Source organism: Agromyces molybdatiresistens, assembly GCF_052748445.2.
Genome location: NZ_CM188258.1, coordinates 2,861,752 through 2,879,967, shown reverse-complemented (window position 1 = coordinate 2,879,967; position 18,216 = coordinate 2,861,752). Strand labels below are relative to the sequence as shown.

The following is an 18,216-nucleotide window of genomic DNA, read 5'->3' as shown; positions in this document are numbered from 1 at the left end:
TTCGCCGTTCGCGCGCGCCCGATCGAGTGCGATCTCTGCACTCGAGTGCGGGATGAACGCGCTCCACCGCAGAGATCGCCCTCGATCGTGCCCGAGGTGCCGTTGGTCACCGCGGGATCCGCGGAGGCGGGTGAGGATGGGGGCATGGCCCGCGGCATCCGTCTCGTCCGTCGCTATCCGGTCGTCGCGCTCACGCTCGCGATCGGGCTGACCGGCGTCGCGCTCGCGCTCGCGGGCCAGGGATGGCTCGTGGCCTGGATCTTCAGCGGGTACGCGCTCGGCGTGGCGGCGTGGCAGGCGGTCGGCATGGTGCGGGACATCCTCCGCGGGCACTGGGGGCTCGACATCCTCGCGGTCACCGCGATCGTCGCGACGGTGGTCGTGGGGGAGTACGTCGCCGCGCTCATCGTCGTGCTCATGCTCACGGGCGGCGAGGCGCTCGAGGACTTCGCGAACCGGCGCGCGAAGCGCGAACTCGACGCGCTCCTCACGCGTGCGCCGCAGCACGCGCACCGCGTGGTCGACGACCACTTCGTCGACGTGCCGGTCGACGAGGTCGCACCGGGCGACGTGCTGCTCGTCCGGCCGAGCGAGATCGTTCCCGTCGACGGCGAGCTGCGTTCGGTCGAGGCATCCGTCGACGAATCCTCGATCACGGGCGAGAGCGTTCCCGTCGAGAAGCAGGCGGGCGACGCGCTGCTGAGCGGTTCGGTGAACGGGCTCGCGGCGATCGAGATCACGGCGACGGCGCGGGCCGCCGACAGCCAGTACCAGCAGATCGTCGCACTCGTCGCCGAGGCCGCTGCGAGCAAGGCGCCCGTCGTGCGACTCGCCGACCGTTACGCGGTGCCGTTCACAGTGTTCTCGCTGCTGCTCGCCGGGTTCGCATGGTGGATCTCGGGTGACCCGGTGCGATTCGCCGAGGTGCTCGTGCTCGCGACGCCGTGCCCGCTGCTCATCGCCGCACCCGTCGCCTTCATCGGCGGGATGAGCCGCGCGGCGCGGAACGGCGTGATCGTGAAGGGCGGCGGGGTGCTCGAGCAGCTCGCACGAGCGCGCACGGCGGTCTTCGACAAGACGGGGACGCTCACGCACGGGTCCCCCGAACTCGTGGCCGTCCGCCCCGAGGCCGGTCTCGACGCCGACGAGCTGCTCGGGCTCGTGGCATCCGCCGAGCAGTACTCGTCGCACGTGCTCGCCGAGTCGATGATCGAGGCCGCGACCGCGCGGGGACTTCGCCTGAAGGAGGCCTCCGGCGCGCGCGAGGCCGCGACCAACGGCGTCGTCGCGCGCATCGACGGGCGCGAGGTCGTGGTCGGGAAGTTCGCCTTCGTGGCCGCGCACGCGCCCGACGCGCGACGCACGGTGATCGAGCCGGGAGAGCTCGCGATCTACGTCGCGGTCGACGGGGCGTATGCGGGCGCACTGCTCGCCCGAGACCGCCTCCGCGACGACGCGGCGGCGACGCTCGCCCGGCTCGACGAGCTCGGCGTGCACCGGACGATGATGCTCACGGGTGACGCGCAGGCGACCGCCGACCATATCGCCGCCGAGCTCGGGATCGACCGCGTGCGCGCCGAGTGCCTGCCGGCCGACAAGGTGGCGGAGGTCGCGGGCATCGCCGAGCGGCCGGTCATCATGGTCGGCGACGGCGTCAACGACGCCCCCGTGCTCGCCGCGGCCGACGTCGGCATCGCGATGGGCGCGCGCGGTGCGACGGCGGCGAGCGAGTCCGCAGGCGCGGTGATCCTGGTCGACGCCGTCTCGCGCACCGCGAAGGCCGTCGAGATCGGCCGCGACACCGTGCGCATCGCGCTGCAGAGCATCTGGATCGGCATCGCCGTGAGCGTCGGACTCATGCTCGTCGCGACCTTCGGCGTCATCCCGGCGACCGTCGGAGCGCTCCTCCAGGAGGTGGTGGACCTCATCACGATCCTCGCCGCGCTCCGCGCCATCGGCGGTCGGCGCGACGCGCGGGCGGCGGCCGATGCTCCCGAGCGGCAGCGCGCAGCGGCATCCGCCCACTGACCCGGGATGCGTTCGGAGCCCCGGACCGACCGGCCGACCGACCAGCCACGATCCCCGCGACGCCGACCCGCAGGGACCCGGCCGAAGGTCACGGGTTTGTAAAGAAAGTGAACGAATTCCGTCGGAAGGGTTGCGCCGAGGTTTGTTCGTAAGGTCTACTAACAAACGTGACGGCAACGGAAGCAGCACCCGGGCAGGCGCCCGCAGGCACCGCAGGCAACGGCGATCGCTCGGTCGCCGCGCCCACCCCCGCGGGTCAGCTCTTCGCCGGTCGGGCACTCCGGACCTCGGGCAAGGTGCTCCCCGAGCACGCCCGCAGCCACAACCGCTCCCTCGTCCTGCAGACGCTCTACAGCATGGGCGCGCAGAGCCGGGCGGATGTCGCGCGAGAGACGGGTCTGACGCGCGTCACGATCTCCGACCTCGTCGCCGAGCTGATCGGGGAGGCGCTCGTCGTCGAGCTCGGCCAGCGCGAGCACTCCCGCCCGGGCAAGCCGGCGACGCTCATCGACATCGACCGCGCCGGCCACCACGTGGTCGCGCTCGACCTCTCGGAGCACACGCGTTTCCGCGGCGCGGTGCTCGACCTGGACGGCGGGACCGTCGCACGCGCCGAGGTGGCGCTCGACGGCGCGACGGGCGAGCGCGCCTTCGAACTCGTCACCGAACTGCTCGACGGACTGCTCGCACTCACGACGGCGCCCGTGCTCGGCATCGGCGTCGGCTCGCCGGGTGTCGTCGAGCCGAACGGCGTCGTCCGTTCGGCGCCGAACCTCGGCTGGACCGACCTCCCGCTCCAGGAGCGGTTGCAGGGTGCGTTCCACCTGCCCGTGCACGTCGCCAATGACGCGAACGTCGCGGTCCTGGCCGAGCACGCCGGCGCTCCGGGCGACCTCCTGCTCGTCAAGGTCGGCCACGGCGTCGGCGCCGGTCTCATCGTCGGCGGCCGCCCCGTGCTCGGCGCCGGCAGCGCCGCGGGCGAGATCGGCCACGTCGTGGTCGGAACCGACGGCGGACCGCGCTGCGCGTGCGGCAAGCACGGCTGTCTCGAGGCCTGGCTCGCGGTCCCCCGACTGACCGCCGAGCTCGACCGACTCGGCGACGCGGATGCCGCGGCATCCGCCCGCGAAGAGACCCTGCGGGAAGCGGGACGACGCCTCGGCATCGTGCTCGCTCCCGTCGTCGGTGCGCTGAACCTCTCCGAGGTCGTCATCAGCGGACCGACGGAACTGCTTGACGGCCCGCTGCTCGAGGCGGCCGCCGAGACGGTCCGGAACCGGACGATGGCGGAACACCACCGGGATCTGAGGCTCCGGATGACCGCGCACGGGCAGGACATCGTCCTGCGCGGGGCGGCCGTCATGGTCCTCTCCGGCCAACTCGGGGTCTCCTAGGCCCCACCCCCTGCACCAAGGGTGGGAGCACCCCCGCTGCCACCTCCGCCCTACGAAAGGAAACCACGCAATGAGGAAACTCGGCATCGTGGCGCTCGGCGCCGCGGCTGCGCTGACCCTCGCCGGGTGCGCCACCACCGGAGGCGACGCAGCCTCCGATGAGAACGCGGAGATCCGCGTCTGGCTCGTCGGCACCGACACCCCCGACGCGGCGCGCGAGCTGCTCGTCGAGACGTTCGAGGAGCAGCACCCCGGCTCGACCCTCGTGATCGAGGAGCAGTCGTGGGACGGCCTCGTCGACCGCCTGACGACGAGCCTCTCCGGTTCGGACAGCCCCGACGTCGTCGAGGTCGGCAACACGCAGGCCCCGGCGTTCACGTCGGCGGGCGCCTTCATGGACCTGACCGACCACTACGACGAGCTCGGCGGCGACGACCTGCTCCCCGGCTTCGTCGAGGTCGGTTCCTACGACGAGAAGTTCTACGCGGCGCCCCTCTACTCGGGCTCGTCGCTCGTCTTCTACAAGAAGGACGCGTTCGCCGCGTCGGGCATCGAGGTCCCGACCACCCTCGACCAGTACGTCGACCAGGCGATCCAGCTCGCGAACGACAACCCCGGCAAGTCGGGTGTCTGGTGGCCCGGCCAGAACTGGTACGCCGCGCTGCCCTACATCTGGGAGGCCGGCGGCGAGGTCGCGGTCCCGGACGGCGAGGAGTGGGATGCCCAGCTCAGCTCCGCCGAGTCGATCGAGGGCCTCGAGATGGTCCAGAAGGTCATGACGGAGGCCTCGCTCGCCCCGAAGGACGCGAACGAGTCGAACCCGCAGGTGGGCTTCTGCGACGGCACGTCGCTGCAGCTCGCGGCTCCGGCCTGGGTGAAGTGGTCGATCCTCGCCCCCGAGGACGCCGAGACCCCCGGCTGCCCCGACCAGGAGGAGAACCTCGGCGTCTACGCGCTCCCCGGCGCTGACGGCGACGCCGCCCAGGTCTTCGCCGGAGGCTCGAACATCGGCATCTCGGCCAACACGCAGCACCCGGAGCTCGCGCTCGACGCGCTGAAGATCATCCTCTCGGACGAGTTCCAGACGATCTACGGCGAGAACGGCCTCGTCCCGGCGAAGCTCTCGCTCGGCGACACGCTCGGCACCGACGAGGTCGCCCAGGCGATCTCCGCCGCGGCCGGCAACGCCAAGCTCACCCCGGCCTCGCCGAAGTGGGCCGACGTCGAGGCGGCGGGCATCCTGCAGGACCTCTTCGTGAACATCGCGCAGGGCGGCGACGTCGCCCAGCTCGCCGAGGAGGCGGACCAGCAGATCGAGGACATCCTCAACGGCTAGTCCCTTCCCCCGCGGTGCGGCCGCGCGCACACGTGACGTGCGGCCGCACCGACTCCCACAAGGCCCCGGGCCGGCAGTGCCCCACACACGCTGCCGGCCCGGAACCGTGAGCGGGCACCGCCCGCGGCATCCACACCTCGCCGTCAGACGCAGGAGCCCCACATGACCACCACCGACACCGGCCTCCCCGCGGCCGTGAGCGCGGTCGACGGCGAACGCATCGTCACGCCGCAGCCCACGCCGCCGCCGAAGCGTCGCCGCTTCAGCCGCCGCGCCGGGGGCCTCACCCCGTACGGCCTCCTCGTCCCCGCCTCGCTCGTGCTCGCCGCGATCGTCGGCTGGCCCCTCATCCAGCTCCTCGTCACGTCGATGCAGGAGTTCGGCCGTGCGCAGGTGTTCGGCGCCCCGCCGACCTGGGTGTGGTTCGAGAACTACGTCTCCGTCCTGACCGACGTCACCTTCTACGAGGTGCTCGGCCGGAGCCTCGTCTTCGCCGCCGTGTGCGTCGTGACCACGATGGTCCTCGGCACGCTCATCGCGCTCCTGCTGCAGCGCCTGCCGAAGGGGTTCCGCCTGCTGCTCTCGCTCGGCATGCTGCTCGCGTGGGCGATGCCGCCGCTCTCGGCGACCATCGTCTGGGGCTGGATGTTCGACACCGACTACGGCATCATCAACTCGGTCCTCGTGAACGGGTTCGGGCTCGAGCAGTTCCAGCAGCACTCCTGGCTCATCGATCCGCTCAGCTTCTTCCTCGTCGCGGGCATCATCATCGTCTGGGGCGCCGTGCCCTTCGTGGCGTTCACCATCTACGCCGGCCTCACCCAGGTGCCCGACGAGGTGCTCGAGGCGGCCCAGCTCGACGGCGCCGGCGCGTTCGCGCGCTTCCGGCTCATCACCTTCCCGTACCTCAAGCCGATCTTCCTCATCACGACGATCCTGCAGATCATCTGGGACCTCAAGGTCTTCACGCAGATCTTCGCGCTGCAGGACATCGGCGGCATCCGCGCGCTCACCAACACGCTCGGCGTGTACATCTACCAGGTCTCGATCGCGGGCGGCGACTTCGGCACGGGCGGTGCGATCGCGGTGATCACGGCGATCATCCTGATGATCGTCTCGTTGTACTACGTCCGCCAGACCATCAAGGAGGAGGAGCTGTGAGCGCCACCACCGCCATCGTGACGGGGTCGAGCACACGCCCGGCGCCCGGCAGCCGGCGCGGCCGCAACCGCCTCTCGACCGCGCTCTGGAGCGCCCTGTCGGTCGTGCTGTTCGCGCTGTTCGCGTTCCCCGTCTACTGGATGGTGAACACGTCGTTCCAGCCGAACAACCAGATCCGCGGCTCCGAGATCCACTTCTGGCCCGACAACTTCACGCTCCGCAACTACGCCACCGTGCTGTTCGACCCGGGTCGCACCCCGTTCGCACCGGCCGCGGTCAACTCGCTCGTCGTGACGCTCACGACGGTGCTCGTGGCGCTGATCTTCGCGTTCCTCGCGGCGATCGCGGTCACCCGGTTCCGGTTCAGGAGCCGGCGCGGGTTCATCGTGATGATCCTCGTGATCCAGATGATCCCGGGCGAGGCGATGATCGTCTCCATCTTCCGGGTGATCGACGGATGGCACCTGCTGAACACCCTGATCGGCCTCACCATCGTGTACGTCGCGACGGTCCTGCCGTTCACGATCTGGACCCTCCGGGGATTCGTGAACGGCGTCCCGGCCGACCTCGAGGAGGCGGCCATGATCGACGGATGCTCCAGGTCCGGCGCCTTCTGGCGGGTCACGTTCCCGCTGCTCGCCCCCGGGCTCGTCGCGACCGGCGTCTTCGGCTTCATCCAGGCGTGGAACGAGTTCGTGATCGCGCTCGTGCTGAACGCCCGGCCCGAGATGATGACGCTGCCCGTCTGGCTCCGCACCTTCCTCGTGGCGAACGGCACGACGAACTGGGCGGCCATCATGGCGGGTTCGACCCTCATGGCGATCCCGGTGATCGTCTTCTTCCTCATCGTCCAGGGGCGGATGACGAGCGGCCTCGTGAGCGGAGCGGTCAAGGGATGAGCACCAGGATCCAGGGCGGCGCGGGCCAGGACCTGCGCCGCGACATCCTCACGACCCTCCTGCCCGGGTTCGCCGGGCCCGAGGCGCCCGAGTGGCTGCTCGGCCTGCTGCGCGAGGGCCTCGGAGGCGTGTGCGTCTTCGGGTCGAACGTCGTCTCGCCCGCGCAGCTCGCGGGACTGACCGCCGGGCTGCGCGCGGCCAACCCGCTCGCGGTCGTCGCGATCGACGAGGAGGGCGGCGACGTCACGCGCCTCTTCTTCGACCGCGGCGCGCCCTACCCGGGCAACGCGGTGCTCGGCCGCATCGACGACCTCGACCTCACCCGCGCCGTCGGGCGCGCGGTGGGCGACGCGCTCGTCGCGGTCGGCTGCACCATGACGTTCGCACCCGACGCCGACATCAACTCGAACGCGCAGAACCCGGTGATCGGCGTGCGCAGCTTCGGCGCCGAGCCGGGCCTCGTCGCCCGGCACACGGCGGCCTGGGTCGAGGGCGTGCAGTCTGCCGGCATCGACGCGAGCGCGAAGCACTTCCCCGGACACGGCGACACCGCCACCGACTCGCACCTCGCCCTGCCGGTCGTCGACCTCCCGGTGGAGGCGCTGCACGAGCGCGAGCTCGCGCCCTTCCGCGCCGCGATCGAGGTCGGCACGCGGTCGATCATGACCTCCCACATCCTGCTCCTGCAGCTCGACGCGGAGCACCCCGCCACCCTGTCTCCCCGCATCCTGCACGGCCTGCTCCGCGGGGAGCTGGGGTTCGAGGGCGTCATCGTGTCCGACGCCCTCGACATGGCCGGGGCGAGCGGCGGGCGCGGCATCCCCGAGGCTGCCGTGCTCGCGCTCGCCGCCGGCTGCGACCTGCTGTGCATCGGCACCGACAACACCGGCGAGCAGATGGAGGAGATCGCGCAGGCGATCGCCGACGCCGTCGCGTCCGGTCGGCTGACGGCCGATCGGGTGACGGATGCCGCGGCTCGCGTGCGCGCGCTCGCGGCCGGATCACGCGCAACGGGCGAGCGCGGTGGCGCCGCGGCATCCGCTGCGCCCCTCGTGGCCGGAGGCGAACCGGGCCTGCCGGTCGACCTGCCCGAGGATCTCGCCGACCGGGTCGCGGCATCCTTCCACATCGCACCCGGAACGCTCGACCGGTTGTGCGCGACCGGCGCCGTCGGCACCGTGGTGCGGGTGGAGACCGTCGCGAACATCGCCGTCGGCGGCGTGCCCTGGGGGCCGTTCGCCCTCGCCGCCGCCCCGGACGAGGCAGCCCCCGCCCCGGCCTGGCTGTCGGATGCCGCGGAGGTCGTGCTCGACGCCGCGACCCCGCTGCCCGATCCGGCCTCGCTCGCCGGACCCGTCGTCGTGATCGGCAAGGACCTGCACCGGCACGCCTTCGCGGTCGACGCGATCGAGCGCCTGCGCGCGGAGCGCGCCGACGTCGTGACGGTCGACATGGGCTGGCCGAGCGAGGACCTGGCGTTCGCGGACGTCGCGACCTTCGGCGCCTCGCGCGGCGTGGCCGCGACGCTCGCCGAGCTCGTGCACGACGCGCTCGCCGCCGCGGCGGAGGTGTCGTGAGGCTCGGGATCGACATCGGCGGCACGAAGACCGCGGCCGTCGCGATCGGCGAGGACGGCGAGCTCAGCGACCAGGTCCGCATGCCGACCGGGTTCGGCGCGGACGCCGTGGTCGCCACGGCGCTCCGCACGGTCGAGCGGATGTCGGAGCTCGCCGGCGTCGACCCGCACGCGTTCCACTCGATCGGCATCGGCATCCCGGGCTCCGTCGACAGCGCGAGCGGTCGGGTGACCCACGCGGTCAACCTCGGGCTCGAGGGGCTCGACCTCGGTCCGCGGCTCGCGGACCGGCTCGGCGTCGACGTGCGGATCGAGAACGACGTGAAGGCGGCGGCGCTCGGCGCGCATCACCTGCTCGGCGTCGCCGACGGCATCCGGGCGCACTCCATGGCCTACCTCAACCTCGGCACCGGGCTCGCGGCCGGCATCGTGCTCGACGGGCACCTGCTGCGCGGCGGGCGGGGCGTCGCGGGCGAGATCGGGCACATCCCGGTCGACCCGACGGGGGAGCGGTGCCCCTGCGGGCAGCGCGGATGCCTCGAGACGCTCGCGTCGGGCTCGGCGCTCGCGACGATGTGGCCGAGCACGCACCGCTATCCCGCGATCGACCTGTTCGACCGGGCGGATGCCGGCGAACCCGGCGCCGTCGCGGTGCGCGAGCGCTTCCTCGTGGGCGTCGCGTCGGCGGTGCGCCTGCTGGCCCTCACGACCGATGTCGACGACCTCGTCATCGGCGGGGGGCTCGCGGCCCTCGGCGACCGGTTGCTCGCCGGCACCCGTCGCGTGCTCGACGGCTGGGCCGGGGACTCGGCGTTCCTCGCTTCGCTCGACCTGCCCCGCCGGGTGCAGGTCATCCCACGCGGATTCCCCGCGGCCGCCGTCGGCGCCGCGCTCATCGGCGAGGAACTGGAGGTGCCGGCATGGCAGAGGTCGTGATCGTCCGCGACGACGGGGAGGCCGGTGAGCTCGCCGCGGGCGCGATCGTCGAGCTCGTCCGTTCGCGTCCCGACGCGGTGCTCGGGCTCGCGACGGGGTCGACGCCGCTCACCACGTACCGCGCGCTGGCGCGGCGCATCGACGCCGAGGGCCTCGACGTGTCCCGGGTGCGCGGCTTCGCGCTCGACGAGTACGTCGGCCTCCCCGCCGGCCACCCGGAGGGATACCGCCAGGTGATCACGCGCGAGGTCGTGGAGCCGCTCGGGCTCGCGCCGGGGCTCGTCCGGGTTCCGAACGGCGACCCTGCGACGATCGCCACGGCCGCGGAGGACTACGACGCGGCGATCGCGGCGGCGGGCGGCGTCGACCTGCAGATCCTCGGCATCGGCCGCACGGGCCACATCGGATTCAACGAGCCGGGTTCGTCGCTCGCGTCCCGCACGCGCGTGAAGACCCTCACCGAGCGGACCCGCGTCGACAACGCGCGCTTCTTCGACTCGATCGACGACGTGCCGATGCACTGCGTCACCCAGGGGATCGGCACGATCCTCGAGGCCCGCCACCTCGTGCTGCTCGCCTTCGGCGAGGCCAAGGCCGAGGCGCTCGCGGCCGCGGTGGAGGGTCCCGTCTCGGCGAGCCAGCCGGGCTCGGCGATCCAGCTGCACCCGCACGCGACGGTCATCGTCGACGAGGCGGCCGCGTCGCGGCTCGCGCACGCCGAGTACTACCGGTACGCGTGGGCCAACAAGCCCGACTGGCAGGGCATCTGATCCGGGCGAACGGATGCCGCGGCATCCGTCAGCTCGGGACGAGCCGGCGCACCGTGTCGAGGTAGGCGTCGGCGTCGAAGTCGTCGAGCAGGGTCGACTGCACCATGAAGCCGGGCGCGAGCCCCATCAGCACGGGGACGACGCGTCGCGCGTACTCCGCCGGGTCCTCGTGGGCCCGCTCGGGGTGCGCCGCGGCCCACTCGGCGACGAGCCTGCGGAGGAGGTCGCGCACCGGTCCGAGGAACGAGTGCACGAGCGTACGGACGGACGGGTCGATCGCGGCCTCGGACCAGACCTGCAGGAACATGGTCGGGGCGATCGCGTCACGGCGCATGCCGTCGATGATCGTGGCCATGATCTCGCCGGGTGCGAGCGGCCCGTGGTCGGCGCGGAGTTCGGTGAGCTCGACCGCCCGCGCGCCGAGGATGCGTTCGGCGACCGCCGCGAACAGCTGCTCCTTGCCGGCGAAGTGCCCGTAGATCGCCCCCGCCGAGAGACCGGACTCGGTGATGATGTCGGACATCGACGTGCCCCGGTAGCCCTTCGTCGCGAAGCGGCGGAGCGCGGCGGCGGTGATCTCGTCCCGGCGTGCCTCGCGGTACTCCTCGCTCACCTTCGGCATCGGCCGCCCCCCTTCGTCTTGACGATCCTACGACGCAGGAGCATTATAAAGAACGAGCATTCGTTTTTTATGAAAGGACGACCATGCACTCCCACCTCACCCAGCGCACGCCGATCGGCCGGGCCGTCGGCATCGGCGCCGTCCTGTCGCTCGTCGTCGGCGTCATCCTGCTCGCCTTCGCCTGGCCGTCCGTCACGGCCGAACCGAAGGACCTTCCGGTCGGCGTCGTCGGCCCCGACGCGTCGGTCGCGCAGGTCGAGGAGCGCGTCGCCGACGAAGCCGGGGGCGCCATCGCGCTCGAGCGCTACGACGACCGCGACGCCGCCGTCACCGCGATCGAGGAACGCGAGGCCTACGGGGCGATCGTGCTCGGCGCGGCGCCGACCGATGGCCCCGAGGTGCTGATCGCGACCGCGGCGAGCCCCGCCGTGGCGCAGCAGCTCCGCGGCCTTGCCGCCGAACTCCAGGCCGGCATCGACGAACAGCTGCGCGCCGCGCTTCCCGCGCAGCTCCGGCAGGTGCTCGAGGCGGCGGTGACGGCCGCGGTCGCGCAGGCCACGGGCCAGACGGGCGCCGACGCGCCGAGCGCGCCGTCCGTGCCCGAACTGCCGTCCGTCACGGTGACCGTGACCGACGTGGTCCCGCTCGCCGAGACCGACCCGACCGGCACCGGCCTCGCGGTGGCCATGTTCCCGCTCGTCCTCGGCGGCATGCTCGGCGGAATCGCCGTCTCGCTCGTCGTCATCGGGGCGATGCGCCGGGTCGCCGCCGTGGTCGCGTACTCGGTGGCGGGCGGTCTCCTGCTCACCGGGATCCTGCAGGGCTGGTTCGGCGCGCTCCAGGGCGACTACTGGCTGAACGCGTCCGCGATCGCACTGGCCCTCGCGGCCATCGCCGCGCCCATCACCGGTCTCGTCGCGCTCATGGGCCGTGCCGGCATCGGCGTCGGCGCCGTGCTGTTCGTGCTCGTCGCGAACCCGATCTCGGCGGCCACCGTGCCCGTGCAGTTCCTCGCGGCGCCGTGGGGCGCCATCGGACAGTGGTTCCCGCCGGGCGCCGCCGCGACTCTGCTCCGCGACCTCTCGTACTTCCCGGACGCGCCCATGGCGTTCCCGTGGCTCGTGCTCGTGGCGTGGGCCGCCGGCGGCATCCTGCTCTCGCTCGTCGGCCACTTCCGCACCGCGGGCGGCGCGGAGAACGACACCGAGGCCGCGCACGCCGATGAGGAACTCGCCGCGGCGGAGACGCACGCCGAGGCACCGGCCGGCGCTCCGGTCGACGCCCCGGCCGACGGCGAGTCCGGCCGTCCGGCGGGCCGCGACGCGGCCCCGGTGGGCTGAGCCGGAGCGATTCGGCACGACCCCGCGCCGCGGCATCCGATGCGTCGGATGCCGCGGCGCCGGCGTCCAGCCGGCCCGGTTAGGCTTTCACCTCGTGAACGACGCCACCCCCGAGCCGACCCCGACGATCGGCGCCAACGACCTGCTGCGCTTCCTGCTCGAGATCTTCGCGATCGTGACGCTCGGCATCTTCGGGTTCACGGCGTTCGCGCTGCCATGGCCGGGCGTGCTGCTCGGCATCGGCCTGCCGCTGCTGGCCATCCTGCTCTGGGCGCTGTTCCGTTCGCCGAAGGCCGTCTTCCACGTCGACCCGTTCGTGAAGGCGCTGGTCGAGATCGCGGTGTTCTCGGCCGCCGCGATCGCCTGGTGGGTCATGGGTCAGCCGGTCGTCGCGATCGTGTTCGCGGTCGTGGCCGCGGTGAGCGGCGTCGTCAATGGGCGGCGCGAGTTCGGCGCCTGAGGCCGCCTCGCGCGGCCGTCGGCACGTTCGCCGGCCGCGGGCGCCGCGTCAGCGGAAGATGACCGTCCGCTGCCCGTCGAGCAGGACCCGACGTTCGGCGAACCACTTCACCGCCTGCGAGAGCGTGCGGCTCTCCTCGTCCTGGCCGATGGCGACGAGCTCGGCGACCGAGCGCGAGTGATCGACGCGGACCACGTTCTGCTCGATGATCGGGCCCTCGTCGAGGTCGCTCGTGACGAAGTGCGCCGTGGCGCCGATGAGCTTCACCCCGCGCGCATGCGCCTGCCGGTAGGGGTTCGCGCCCTTGAAGCCGGGCAGGAACGAGTGGTGGATGTTGATGCAGCGCCCCGCGAGCGCGTCGCACAGCTCTGGCGAGAGGATCTGCATGTAGCGCGCGAGCACGACCAGCTCGATGTCGTAGTGGTCGACCGCGTCGAGGATCCGCCGCTCGAACTCGGCCTTCGCCTCCGGCGAGGTCACGGGCGCCGACTCGAACGGCACGCCGTAGAAGTCGACCAGGTCGCGCAGGGTGCCGTGGTTCGAGAGCACGAGCGGGATCTCGACCGGCAGCTGCCCTCCGCGCTGGCGGAAGAGGAGGTCGTTCACGCAGTGGCCGGCCGTCGAGGCGAGCACGAGGGTCCGCAGCGGGCGGCCGACCTCGTCGAGGTGCAGCTCCATGCTCCAGCGCTCGACGACCGGCGCGAGGGCAGCCTCGAACTCGGCGCGGTCGGCGGGCGACTCGACCTGCACGCGCATGAAGAAGCGGCCCGTGTCGTGGCTCGCGAACTGCTGGCTCTCGGTGATGTTGCCGCGCGCGGCGACGATCGCCCCGCTCACCGCGTGCACGATCCCGGGGCCGTCGGTGCAGCTCAGCGTCACGGCCCAGTGGGACAGGTGCGGGCTGTGCGGCTCGGCCTCCGTGCTCATCCGGACAGCGTACCGTCCGGGGAATCCGCAGGTTGCGGCGGTTACACTGGGCACGGTCGTGCGGACACCGACGGCCCCGGGCGCGCACGTGAGCGCGTAGTCGACCCGCCGCAGGCCCAGCCGCGAGCGGGGAACGCCGTCGGATGACCTTCCTCATGCCGATCCTCTCCTCGTCGCGCTCCCGCGCGACCGACACCATGCCGTGGCGCGCGCTCGTCGCGCTCGCCGCGGCCGTGTTCCTGTCCATCACCATCGAGATGCTGCCGACCGGGCTGCTGCCCGAGATGAGCGCAGACCTCGGCGTCGGCGCCCCGCTCGTGGGCCTGCTCGTCTCGGTGTTCGCCTTCACGGTCGTCGTCACGTCGACCCCGCTCACCGCACTGCTCAGGCGGATGCCGCGGCGCACCCTCATCACCGTCGTGCTCGTCGTGCTCGGTCTCTCGACGGCCGCCTCGGCGCTCGCGCCCGACTACGGTCAGCTCGTCGCGATCCGCATCGTCGGCGGCGTCGCCCACGGCCTGTTCTGGGCGCTCGTCGGCGCCTACCCGGCCCGGCTCGTCGCCGAGCGGAACCTGGGCCGTGCGGTGTCCGTCGTGCTCGGCGGCGGGACGCTCGCACTCATCGCGGGCGTGCCGCTCGCGACCGCGCTCGGCCAGGCGGTCGGCTGGCGCTGGGCGTTCGGCGTCGTGGCGGTCCTGACGCTGGCGGGTGCGGCCGTCGTCCGCGCGGTCCTGCCGGCGGATGCCGCGTCCGCGCGTCCGGGGACGCACGACGTCGCGGCGGGCTCGACGCCCACGTCGTCCCGCGGCGCGATCGCACCGGGCGCCGCATCCGCGGCGATCGACGCCGACGGGCCCGTCGCGAGTCGGAGCATGCGCGGCGTCGTCGCGGTGAGCATCGTGACCGCCGTGGTCATGATCGGCCAGTACGCGGCGCTCACCTACGTCGCCCCGCTGCTCACCGACGTCGTCGGCGCGTCGCCCGCCGCGGTCGCGCCGCTGCTGTTCGCATCGGGGCTCGCCGGCGCGGTCGGACTCCTCGTCGCGGGCAGCCCGATCGCGCGCGACAGCGTCCGCGCGCTCGTCGGCGCGATGCTGCTGCTCGCGATCGCGCTCGTCGTGATCGCCGCCGAGCCCGGGCTGTGGCCCGCGATCATCGCCTACACGGTGTGGGGATTCGCGTTCGGCGCCATCCCGCCGCTGCTGCAGACGCGGCTGCTGCAGGCCGCGCCGCCCGATCGGCGGGACGCCGCGAGCGCGCTCTACACGACCGCGTTCAACGTCGGCATCGGCGGCGGCGCGCTCATCGGCGCGGTGCTGTTCGACGCCGTCGGCATCGGCGCCGTGCCCGTCGCCTACGCGGTCCTGCTCATCGTCGCCATGCTCGTCGTGGTGCGGTCCACGCGCGCGGAGCGCGCGCGAGCGCGCGTGGTGGAGGCGTAGCGCGCCGAGCGCCGGCTCAGGAGTAGCGCGCCGACGCGGTCCACTTGTGGTTCGCCGGGGCGAGCAGCTCGACGACCGCGATACCCCACTCGTCGAGCTCGACCGTCGCGAAGGCCACGTCGTCGGCGAGCAGCTCGACCTCGGCGCCCGGCTCGCCAGTGAGCTCGAGCGTGAGGTTCGAGCCGAGGGCGTCGACGACGAGCCCGAGCTCGGCGATCGGATCCGGCTCGACGGGCGGGGCGGGTTCGATCGTCGGTTCGGGCACGGGGGCCGGTGCGGGCTCCGGCGCGGGCGGCGGCGGCGCGGGCGGCGCGGGCGCGGGCGGCGGCTCGACCGGTTCCTCGACCGGTCGCACGGGGTCCGGCTCGTCCGTGATCGGTGCCGGCGCGGCATCCGGAATCGACGGCACCGGAGCCGGCGAGGGGGCGACGGGCGCCTCGGCGGCGAGCGCCGTCGAACCGCGTTCGGGCGCGGCATCCGTCTGCGCGACCTGTGGGAGCACGAGCAGCGCCACCGCAGTCGCGGCCACGAGCACGGCGCCGCCGACACCAGCGCCGACGGTCATCGCCGCGCTCGCGCCGGACGCCGAGGCGGTGCCCGCACCACTCGCGGCGCCCGCGGATGCCGAGCTCGTCGCGCCGGCCGTGCCGACGACGGCGTCGCCCGCGGCGCCGGCCGCTCCCAGTCCGGCGAGCCCCGTCGCGCCCGCGGCCGCCGTGGCGGCGGGTGCCGTCGAACCGAGCCATGCCGAATACGCCGTCGCCGCGGCGGGCCCGGCCGCGAGCGGCAGCAGGACGAACGCGAGCCGCATGCCGACCTCCCGGGCCTCCGCGGCGACGACCGTGCACTTCGCGCAGCCGTCGAGGTGCGCCTCGACCTTCGTCGTGTCGCGCGTCCGGAGCCGACCGCGCATGTAGGCGCCGAGCCGGTCCACGGTCCAGCCGCACTCTGGCTCGTGGTGGGCGTCGGCGAGGTGCGCGCGGATCCACTGCTGGCGCAGGCCCTCGCGCGCACGGTAGGCGAGCGCCGCGGTCGCATTGGCGCTCATGCCGAGCAGCGGCGCGATCTGCTGCGGCGACATCCGCTCGACCTCGGCGTACCAGAGCACCTCCTGCCAGCGCTCCGGCAGTCCACGGAACGCCTTCGCGGTCGTCGACCGGTCGAGCGCCTCGAGCGCGGCCGCGTCGCCCGTCGCGGGATCCTCGACCGCGTCGAGCTGGTCGAGGGGCGTCTCGCGGTTGGCACGACCCCAGCTCGCGGCCGTGTTGCGGATGGTGGTGAACAGGTACGGCCGGAACGCCCCCGTCGGCCCCTTGCCCGACCGGATCGCGTCGAAGGTCCGCGTGAACGCCTCGGCCACGAGGTCGTCGGCGTCGAGCGTCGTGTGCGAGCGGGCGACGGTGCGAGCGGATGCCTCGTGGCGGCGCCACAGTTCGGCGTACGCCTCGCGGTCGCCGGTGCGGGTCGCCGCGATCAGTTCGGCGTCGGCGAGCGCGGATCGTGCAGGGGTCACGTGCCTGGTCCTCCTCGTGCGGGCGCGCGCGCCCGGGCCGAGCGCGACGGCCTTCGGGTGCCGGCGGTCCGCGCCGGGCAGGTCTCGCGTGCGGCCACGCTCATTCCACCAGATGAGCGGCCCGATCGCCCAACGCGGTCGCCGCGATGGCCGACCCGGTGGGCCGTGGGCGACGGATCGCGCGAAGTGGCGTCATGATCGGCCCGGGACGGCGTCTCTCATGGCGAGGGACCGCGCACCGGGGAAGGGCCGGGCGGTCGCTCGGGTCGAAGCGGACCGCGTGGGGGATCGCGCGGCACGGCGACCGGGACGGAGCGCGGGGGCGAGGGGAACAGGCCCCCCGCTCCGCCCGGTGAGGCCGCCCGATCGAGGGTCCGCGGATTCGTCCGACCGGAACAGGTCTGCGCTCGTGCGCTCCGCCCGGTGAGGCCGCCCGGTCGATGGTCCGCGGATTCGTCCGACCGGAACAGGTCTGCGCTCGTGCGCTCCGCCCGGTGGGGGCGCCCGGTCGATGGTCCGCGGATTCGTCCGACCGGAACAGGTCTGCGCTCGTTCGCTCCGCCCGGTGGGGCCGGCTCAGGCGATGCGCTCGCCTGCGCCCCACACCGCGGCGACCGCGAGGTCGTCCTCGAGCAGGACCGCGTCGGCCGCGAAGCCCACATCGAGCCGGCCGAGGTCGCCGGCGCGTCCGATGGCGGAGGCCGGCGTGACCGTGAGCGCGCCGATCGCCTCGTGCAGCGGGATGCCGGAGTCGAACACCGCACGACGCAGCGCCTCGTCCTGCGTGAGCGTGGATCCGGCGATCGAACCGCCGCCGGCGAGACGAGCCACCCCCTCGCGGACCTCCACCTCGAGCGAACCGAGGACGTACGCGCCGTCGGACGACCCGGTCGCGGCCATCGCGTCGGTCACGAGCGCGACCCGCCCGGGCGCCCCTGAGAACGCGAGGCGCACGACATCCGGGTGCACGTGCACGCCGTCGCCGATCACCTCGAGCGTCACGTGGTCGGCGCGCATCGCGGCGACCACGGGCCCGGGGGCGCGGTGGTGGATGCCGCGCATCCCGTTGAACGCGTGGGTGAGGATCGACGCACCGGCGTCGAAGGCGCGCAGCGCCGTCTCGAAGTCGGCGCCGGTGTGGCCGACGGCGACGGCGACGTCCGCGTCGACGAGGCGCGCGATCGCCGCCTCGGCGGCGCCGTGCTCCGGCGCGATCGTGATCTGCCGCAGCGTGCCGTCGGCGGCGGCGAGCAGCCGGTCGAGCGCGTCGTCGTCGGCGGTGCGCAGCATGGCGGGGTCGTGCGCCCCGCGGAAGTCGTGGTCGAGGAACGGTCCCTCGAGGTGGGCGCCGAGCACGAGCGGGTCGGATGCCGCGACCGCGGCGATCGCGCGGAGCCGTTCGGCGAGCACGTCGACCGGCGCCGTCACGAGCGAGCAGACGCTCCGGGTCGTGCCGCGCGCCCGGTGCACCGCGAGCCCGGTCCGGATGGCGTCGACGCCGTCGTCGAACGCCGCGCCGCCCGCGCCGTGGCAGTGGATGTCGACGAATCCGGGCGTCAGCCATCGGCCCGCGGCATCCGTCACCTCGGCCTCGCCGGCCAGCACCGCAGGCGCGTCGCGCCACCCCTCGCCGATGCCGCGATCCGCGATCCGGTCGCCCTCGAAGCGCACCCATGCGTCAGGGACGGTGTCGCCCCCGGAGACGATGCGGGCGGAGTGGACGACGGTCGTCGGCGCGAAGGTCACCGGGCCACGATAACGCCGGTGCCGCACGCATCGCCGGGGTCGCGACCGCGCGCGTCATCCGCGGCG

General features: G+C 73.3%; 15 protein-coding genes. 11 read left to right on the top strand and 4 right to left on the bottom strand.

Annotated features, from left to right (window positions below; translation table 11 throughout):
- Positions 1 to 144 precede the first annotated feature (144 nt).
- The 8 genes from ACULK2_RS13280 (at position 145) to nagB (ending at position 10,100) form a co-directional block, all read left to right on the top strand.
- A complete protein-coding gene (locus tag ACULK2_RS13280) occupies positions 145 to 2,028 on the top strand; it encodes a heavy metal translocating P-type ATPase (RefSeq protein ID WP_445968341.1) in 1,884 nt (627 codons plus the stop codon).
- Positions 2,029 to 2,324: 296 nt separating this feature from the next.
- Positions 2,325 to 3,422: an ROK family protein gene (locus ACULK2_RS13275; RefSeq protein WP_445968642.1), complete on the top strand. Its 1,098-nt coding sequence runs from the start codon at positions 2,325 to 2,327 to the stop codon at positions 3,420 to 3,422.
- Positions 3,423 to 3,492: 70 nt separating this feature from the next.
- The gene (locus tag ACULK2_RS13270; RefSeq protein WP_445968340.1) at positions 3,493 to 4,758 is read left to right on the top strand and encodes an extracellular solute-binding protein; all 1,266 of its coding nucleotides are present in this window, start codon (positions 3,493 to 3,495) and stop codon (positions 4,756 to 4,758) included.
- Positions 4,759 to 4,920: 162 nt separating this feature from the next.
- Entirely contained in the window at positions 4,921 to 5,919 is a 999-nt protein-coding gene (locus tag ACULK2_RS13265; RefSeq protein WP_445968339.1) for a carbohydrate ABC transporter permease, read from the top strand.
- The gene (locus ACULK2_RS13260; protein WP_445968338.1) at positions 5,916 to 6,818 is read left to right on the top strand and encodes a carbohydrate ABC transporter permease; all 903 of its coding nucleotides are present in this window, start codon (positions 5,916 to 5,918) and stop codon (positions 6,816 to 6,818) included. The genes ACULK2_RS13265 and ACULK2_RS13260 overlap by 4 nt, the downstream gene beginning before the upstream one ends.
- On the top strand, positions 6,815 to 8,395 hold the full coding sequence (locus ACULK2_RS13255; protein WP_445968337.1) for a glycoside hydrolase family 3 protein: 1,581 nt from the start codon (positions 6,815 to 6,817) through the stop codon (positions 8,393 to 8,395). Before ACULK2_RS13260 ends, ACULK2_RS13255 begins: the two co-directional genes overlap by 4 nt.
- The gene (locus ACULK2_RS13250) at positions 8,392 to 9,330 is read left to right on the top strand and encodes an ROK family protein (protein ID WP_445968336.1); all 939 of its coding nucleotides are present in this window, start codon (positions 8,392 to 8,394) and stop codon (positions 9,328 to 9,330) included. Before ACULK2_RS13255 ends, ACULK2_RS13250 begins: the two co-directional genes overlap by 4 nt.
- On the top strand, positions 9,315 to 10,100 hold the full coding sequence (gene nagB, locus ACULK2_RS13245; protein WP_445968335.1) for a glucosamine-6-phosphate deaminase: 786 nt from the start codon (positions 9,315 to 9,317) through the stop codon (positions 10,098 to 10,100). The genes ACULK2_RS13250 and nagB overlap by 16 nt, the downstream gene beginning before the upstream one ends.
- A 28-nt stretch (positions 10,101 to 10,128) precedes the next feature.
- Here the strand turns inward: nagB and ACULK2_RS13240 are convergent, their stop codons facing one another.
- A complete protein-coding gene (locus ACULK2_RS13240) occupies positions 10,129 to 10,722 on the bottom strand; it encodes a TetR/AcrR family transcriptional regulator (RefSeq protein WP_445968334.1) in 594 nt (197 codons plus the stop codon).
- A gap of 83 nt (positions 10,723 to 10,805) precedes the next feature.
- Between ACULK2_RS13240 and ACULK2_RS13235 the strand changes: the two genes are divergently transcribed.
- Both ACULK2_RS13235 and ACULK2_RS13230 read left to right on the top strand, forming a co-directional pair.
- Positions 10,806 to 12,062: an ABC transporter permease gene (locus ACULK2_RS13235; protein ID WP_445968333.1), complete on the top strand. Its 1,257-nt coding sequence runs from the start codon at positions 10,806 to 10,808 to the stop codon at positions 12,060 to 12,062.
- Between the two features lie 94 nt (positions 12,063 to 12,156).
- Positions 12,157 to 12,522 (top strand): YrdB family protein, encoded by a 366-nt coding sequence (locus tag ACULK2_RS13230; protein ID WP_445968332.1) that lies wholly within the window; start codon positions 12,157 to 12,159, stop codon positions 12,520 to 12,522.
- 48 nt (positions 12,523 to 12,570) lie between these two features.
- Here the strand turns inward: ACULK2_RS13230 and purU are convergent, their stop codons facing one another.
- A complete protein-coding gene (gene purU / locus ACULK2_RS13225; protein WP_445968331.1) occupies positions 12,571 to 13,449 on the bottom strand; it encodes a formyltetrahydrofolate deformylase in 879 nt (292 codons plus the stop codon).
- Positions 13,450 to 13,592: 143 nt separating this feature from the next.
- Here purU and ACULK2_RS13220 point away from each other — a divergent pair, with 143 nt between their 5' ends.
- Positions 13,593 to 14,891 carry an MFS transporter gene (locus tag ACULK2_RS13220; protein ID WP_445968330.1) on the top strand — a complete coding sequence of 433 codons (1,299 nt, stop codon included), beginning with the start codon at positions 13,593 to 13,595 and terminating at the stop codon, positions 14,889 to 14,891.
- 16 nt (positions 14,892 to 14,907) lie between these two features.
- On the opposite strand, the gene ACULK2_RS13215 is transcribed toward ACULK2_RS13220, so the two are convergent.
- Positions 14,908 to 16,404 (bottom strand): sigma-70 family RNA polymerase sigma factor, encoded by a 1,497-nt coding sequence (locus ACULK2_RS13215; RefSeq protein ID WP_445968329.1) that lies wholly within the window; start codon positions 16,402 to 16,404, stop codon positions 14,908 to 14,910.
- Between the two features lie 576 nt (positions 16,405 to 16,980).
- Positions 16,981 to 18,150 carry an N-acetylglucosamine-6-phosphate deacetylase gene (locus ACULK2_RS13210; RefSeq protein WP_445968328.1) on the bottom strand — a complete coding sequence of 390 codons (1,170 nt, stop codon included), beginning with the start codon at positions 18,148 to 18,150 and terminating at the stop codon, positions 16,981 to 16,983.
- Positions 18,151 to 18,216: the final 66 nt, after the last annotated feature.

Coding starts and splice junctions, on each gene's coding strand:
- ACULK2_RS13280 (WP_445968341.1), top strand. CDS start 145: ATGGCCCGCGGCATCCGTCTCGTCCGTCGCTATCCGGTCGTCGCGCTC.
- ACULK2_RS13270 (WP_445968340.1), top strand. CDS start 3,493: ATGAGGAAACTCGGCATCGTGGCGCTCGGCGCCGCGGCTGCGCTGACC.
- ACULK2_RS13265 (WP_445968339.1), top strand. CDS start 4,921: ATGACCACCACCGACACCGGCCTCCCCGCGGCCGTGAGCGCGGTCGAC.
- ACULK2_RS13255 (WP_445968337.1), top strand. CDS start 6,815: ATGAGCACCAGGATCCAGGGCGGCGCGGGCCAGGACCTGCGCCGCGAC.
- nagB (WP_445968335.1), top strand. CDS start 9,315: ATGGCAGAGGTCGTGATCGTCCGCGACGACGGGGAGGCCGGTGAGCTC.
- ACULK2_RS13240 (WP_445968334.1), bottom strand. CDS start 10,722: ATGCCGAAGGTGAGCGAGGAGTACCGCGAGGCACGCCGGGACGAGATC.
- ACULK2_RS13235 (WP_445968333.1), top strand. CDS start 10,806: ATGCACTCCCACCTCACCCAGCGCACGCCGATCGGCCGGGCCGTCGGC.
- purU (WP_445968331.1), bottom strand. CDS start 13,449: ATGAGCACGGAGGCCGAGCCGCACAGCCCGCACCTGTCCCACTGGGCC.
- ACULK2_RS13220 (WP_445968330.1), top strand. CDS start 13,593: ATGACCTTCCTCATGCCGATCCTCTCCTCGTCGCGCTCCCGCGCGACC.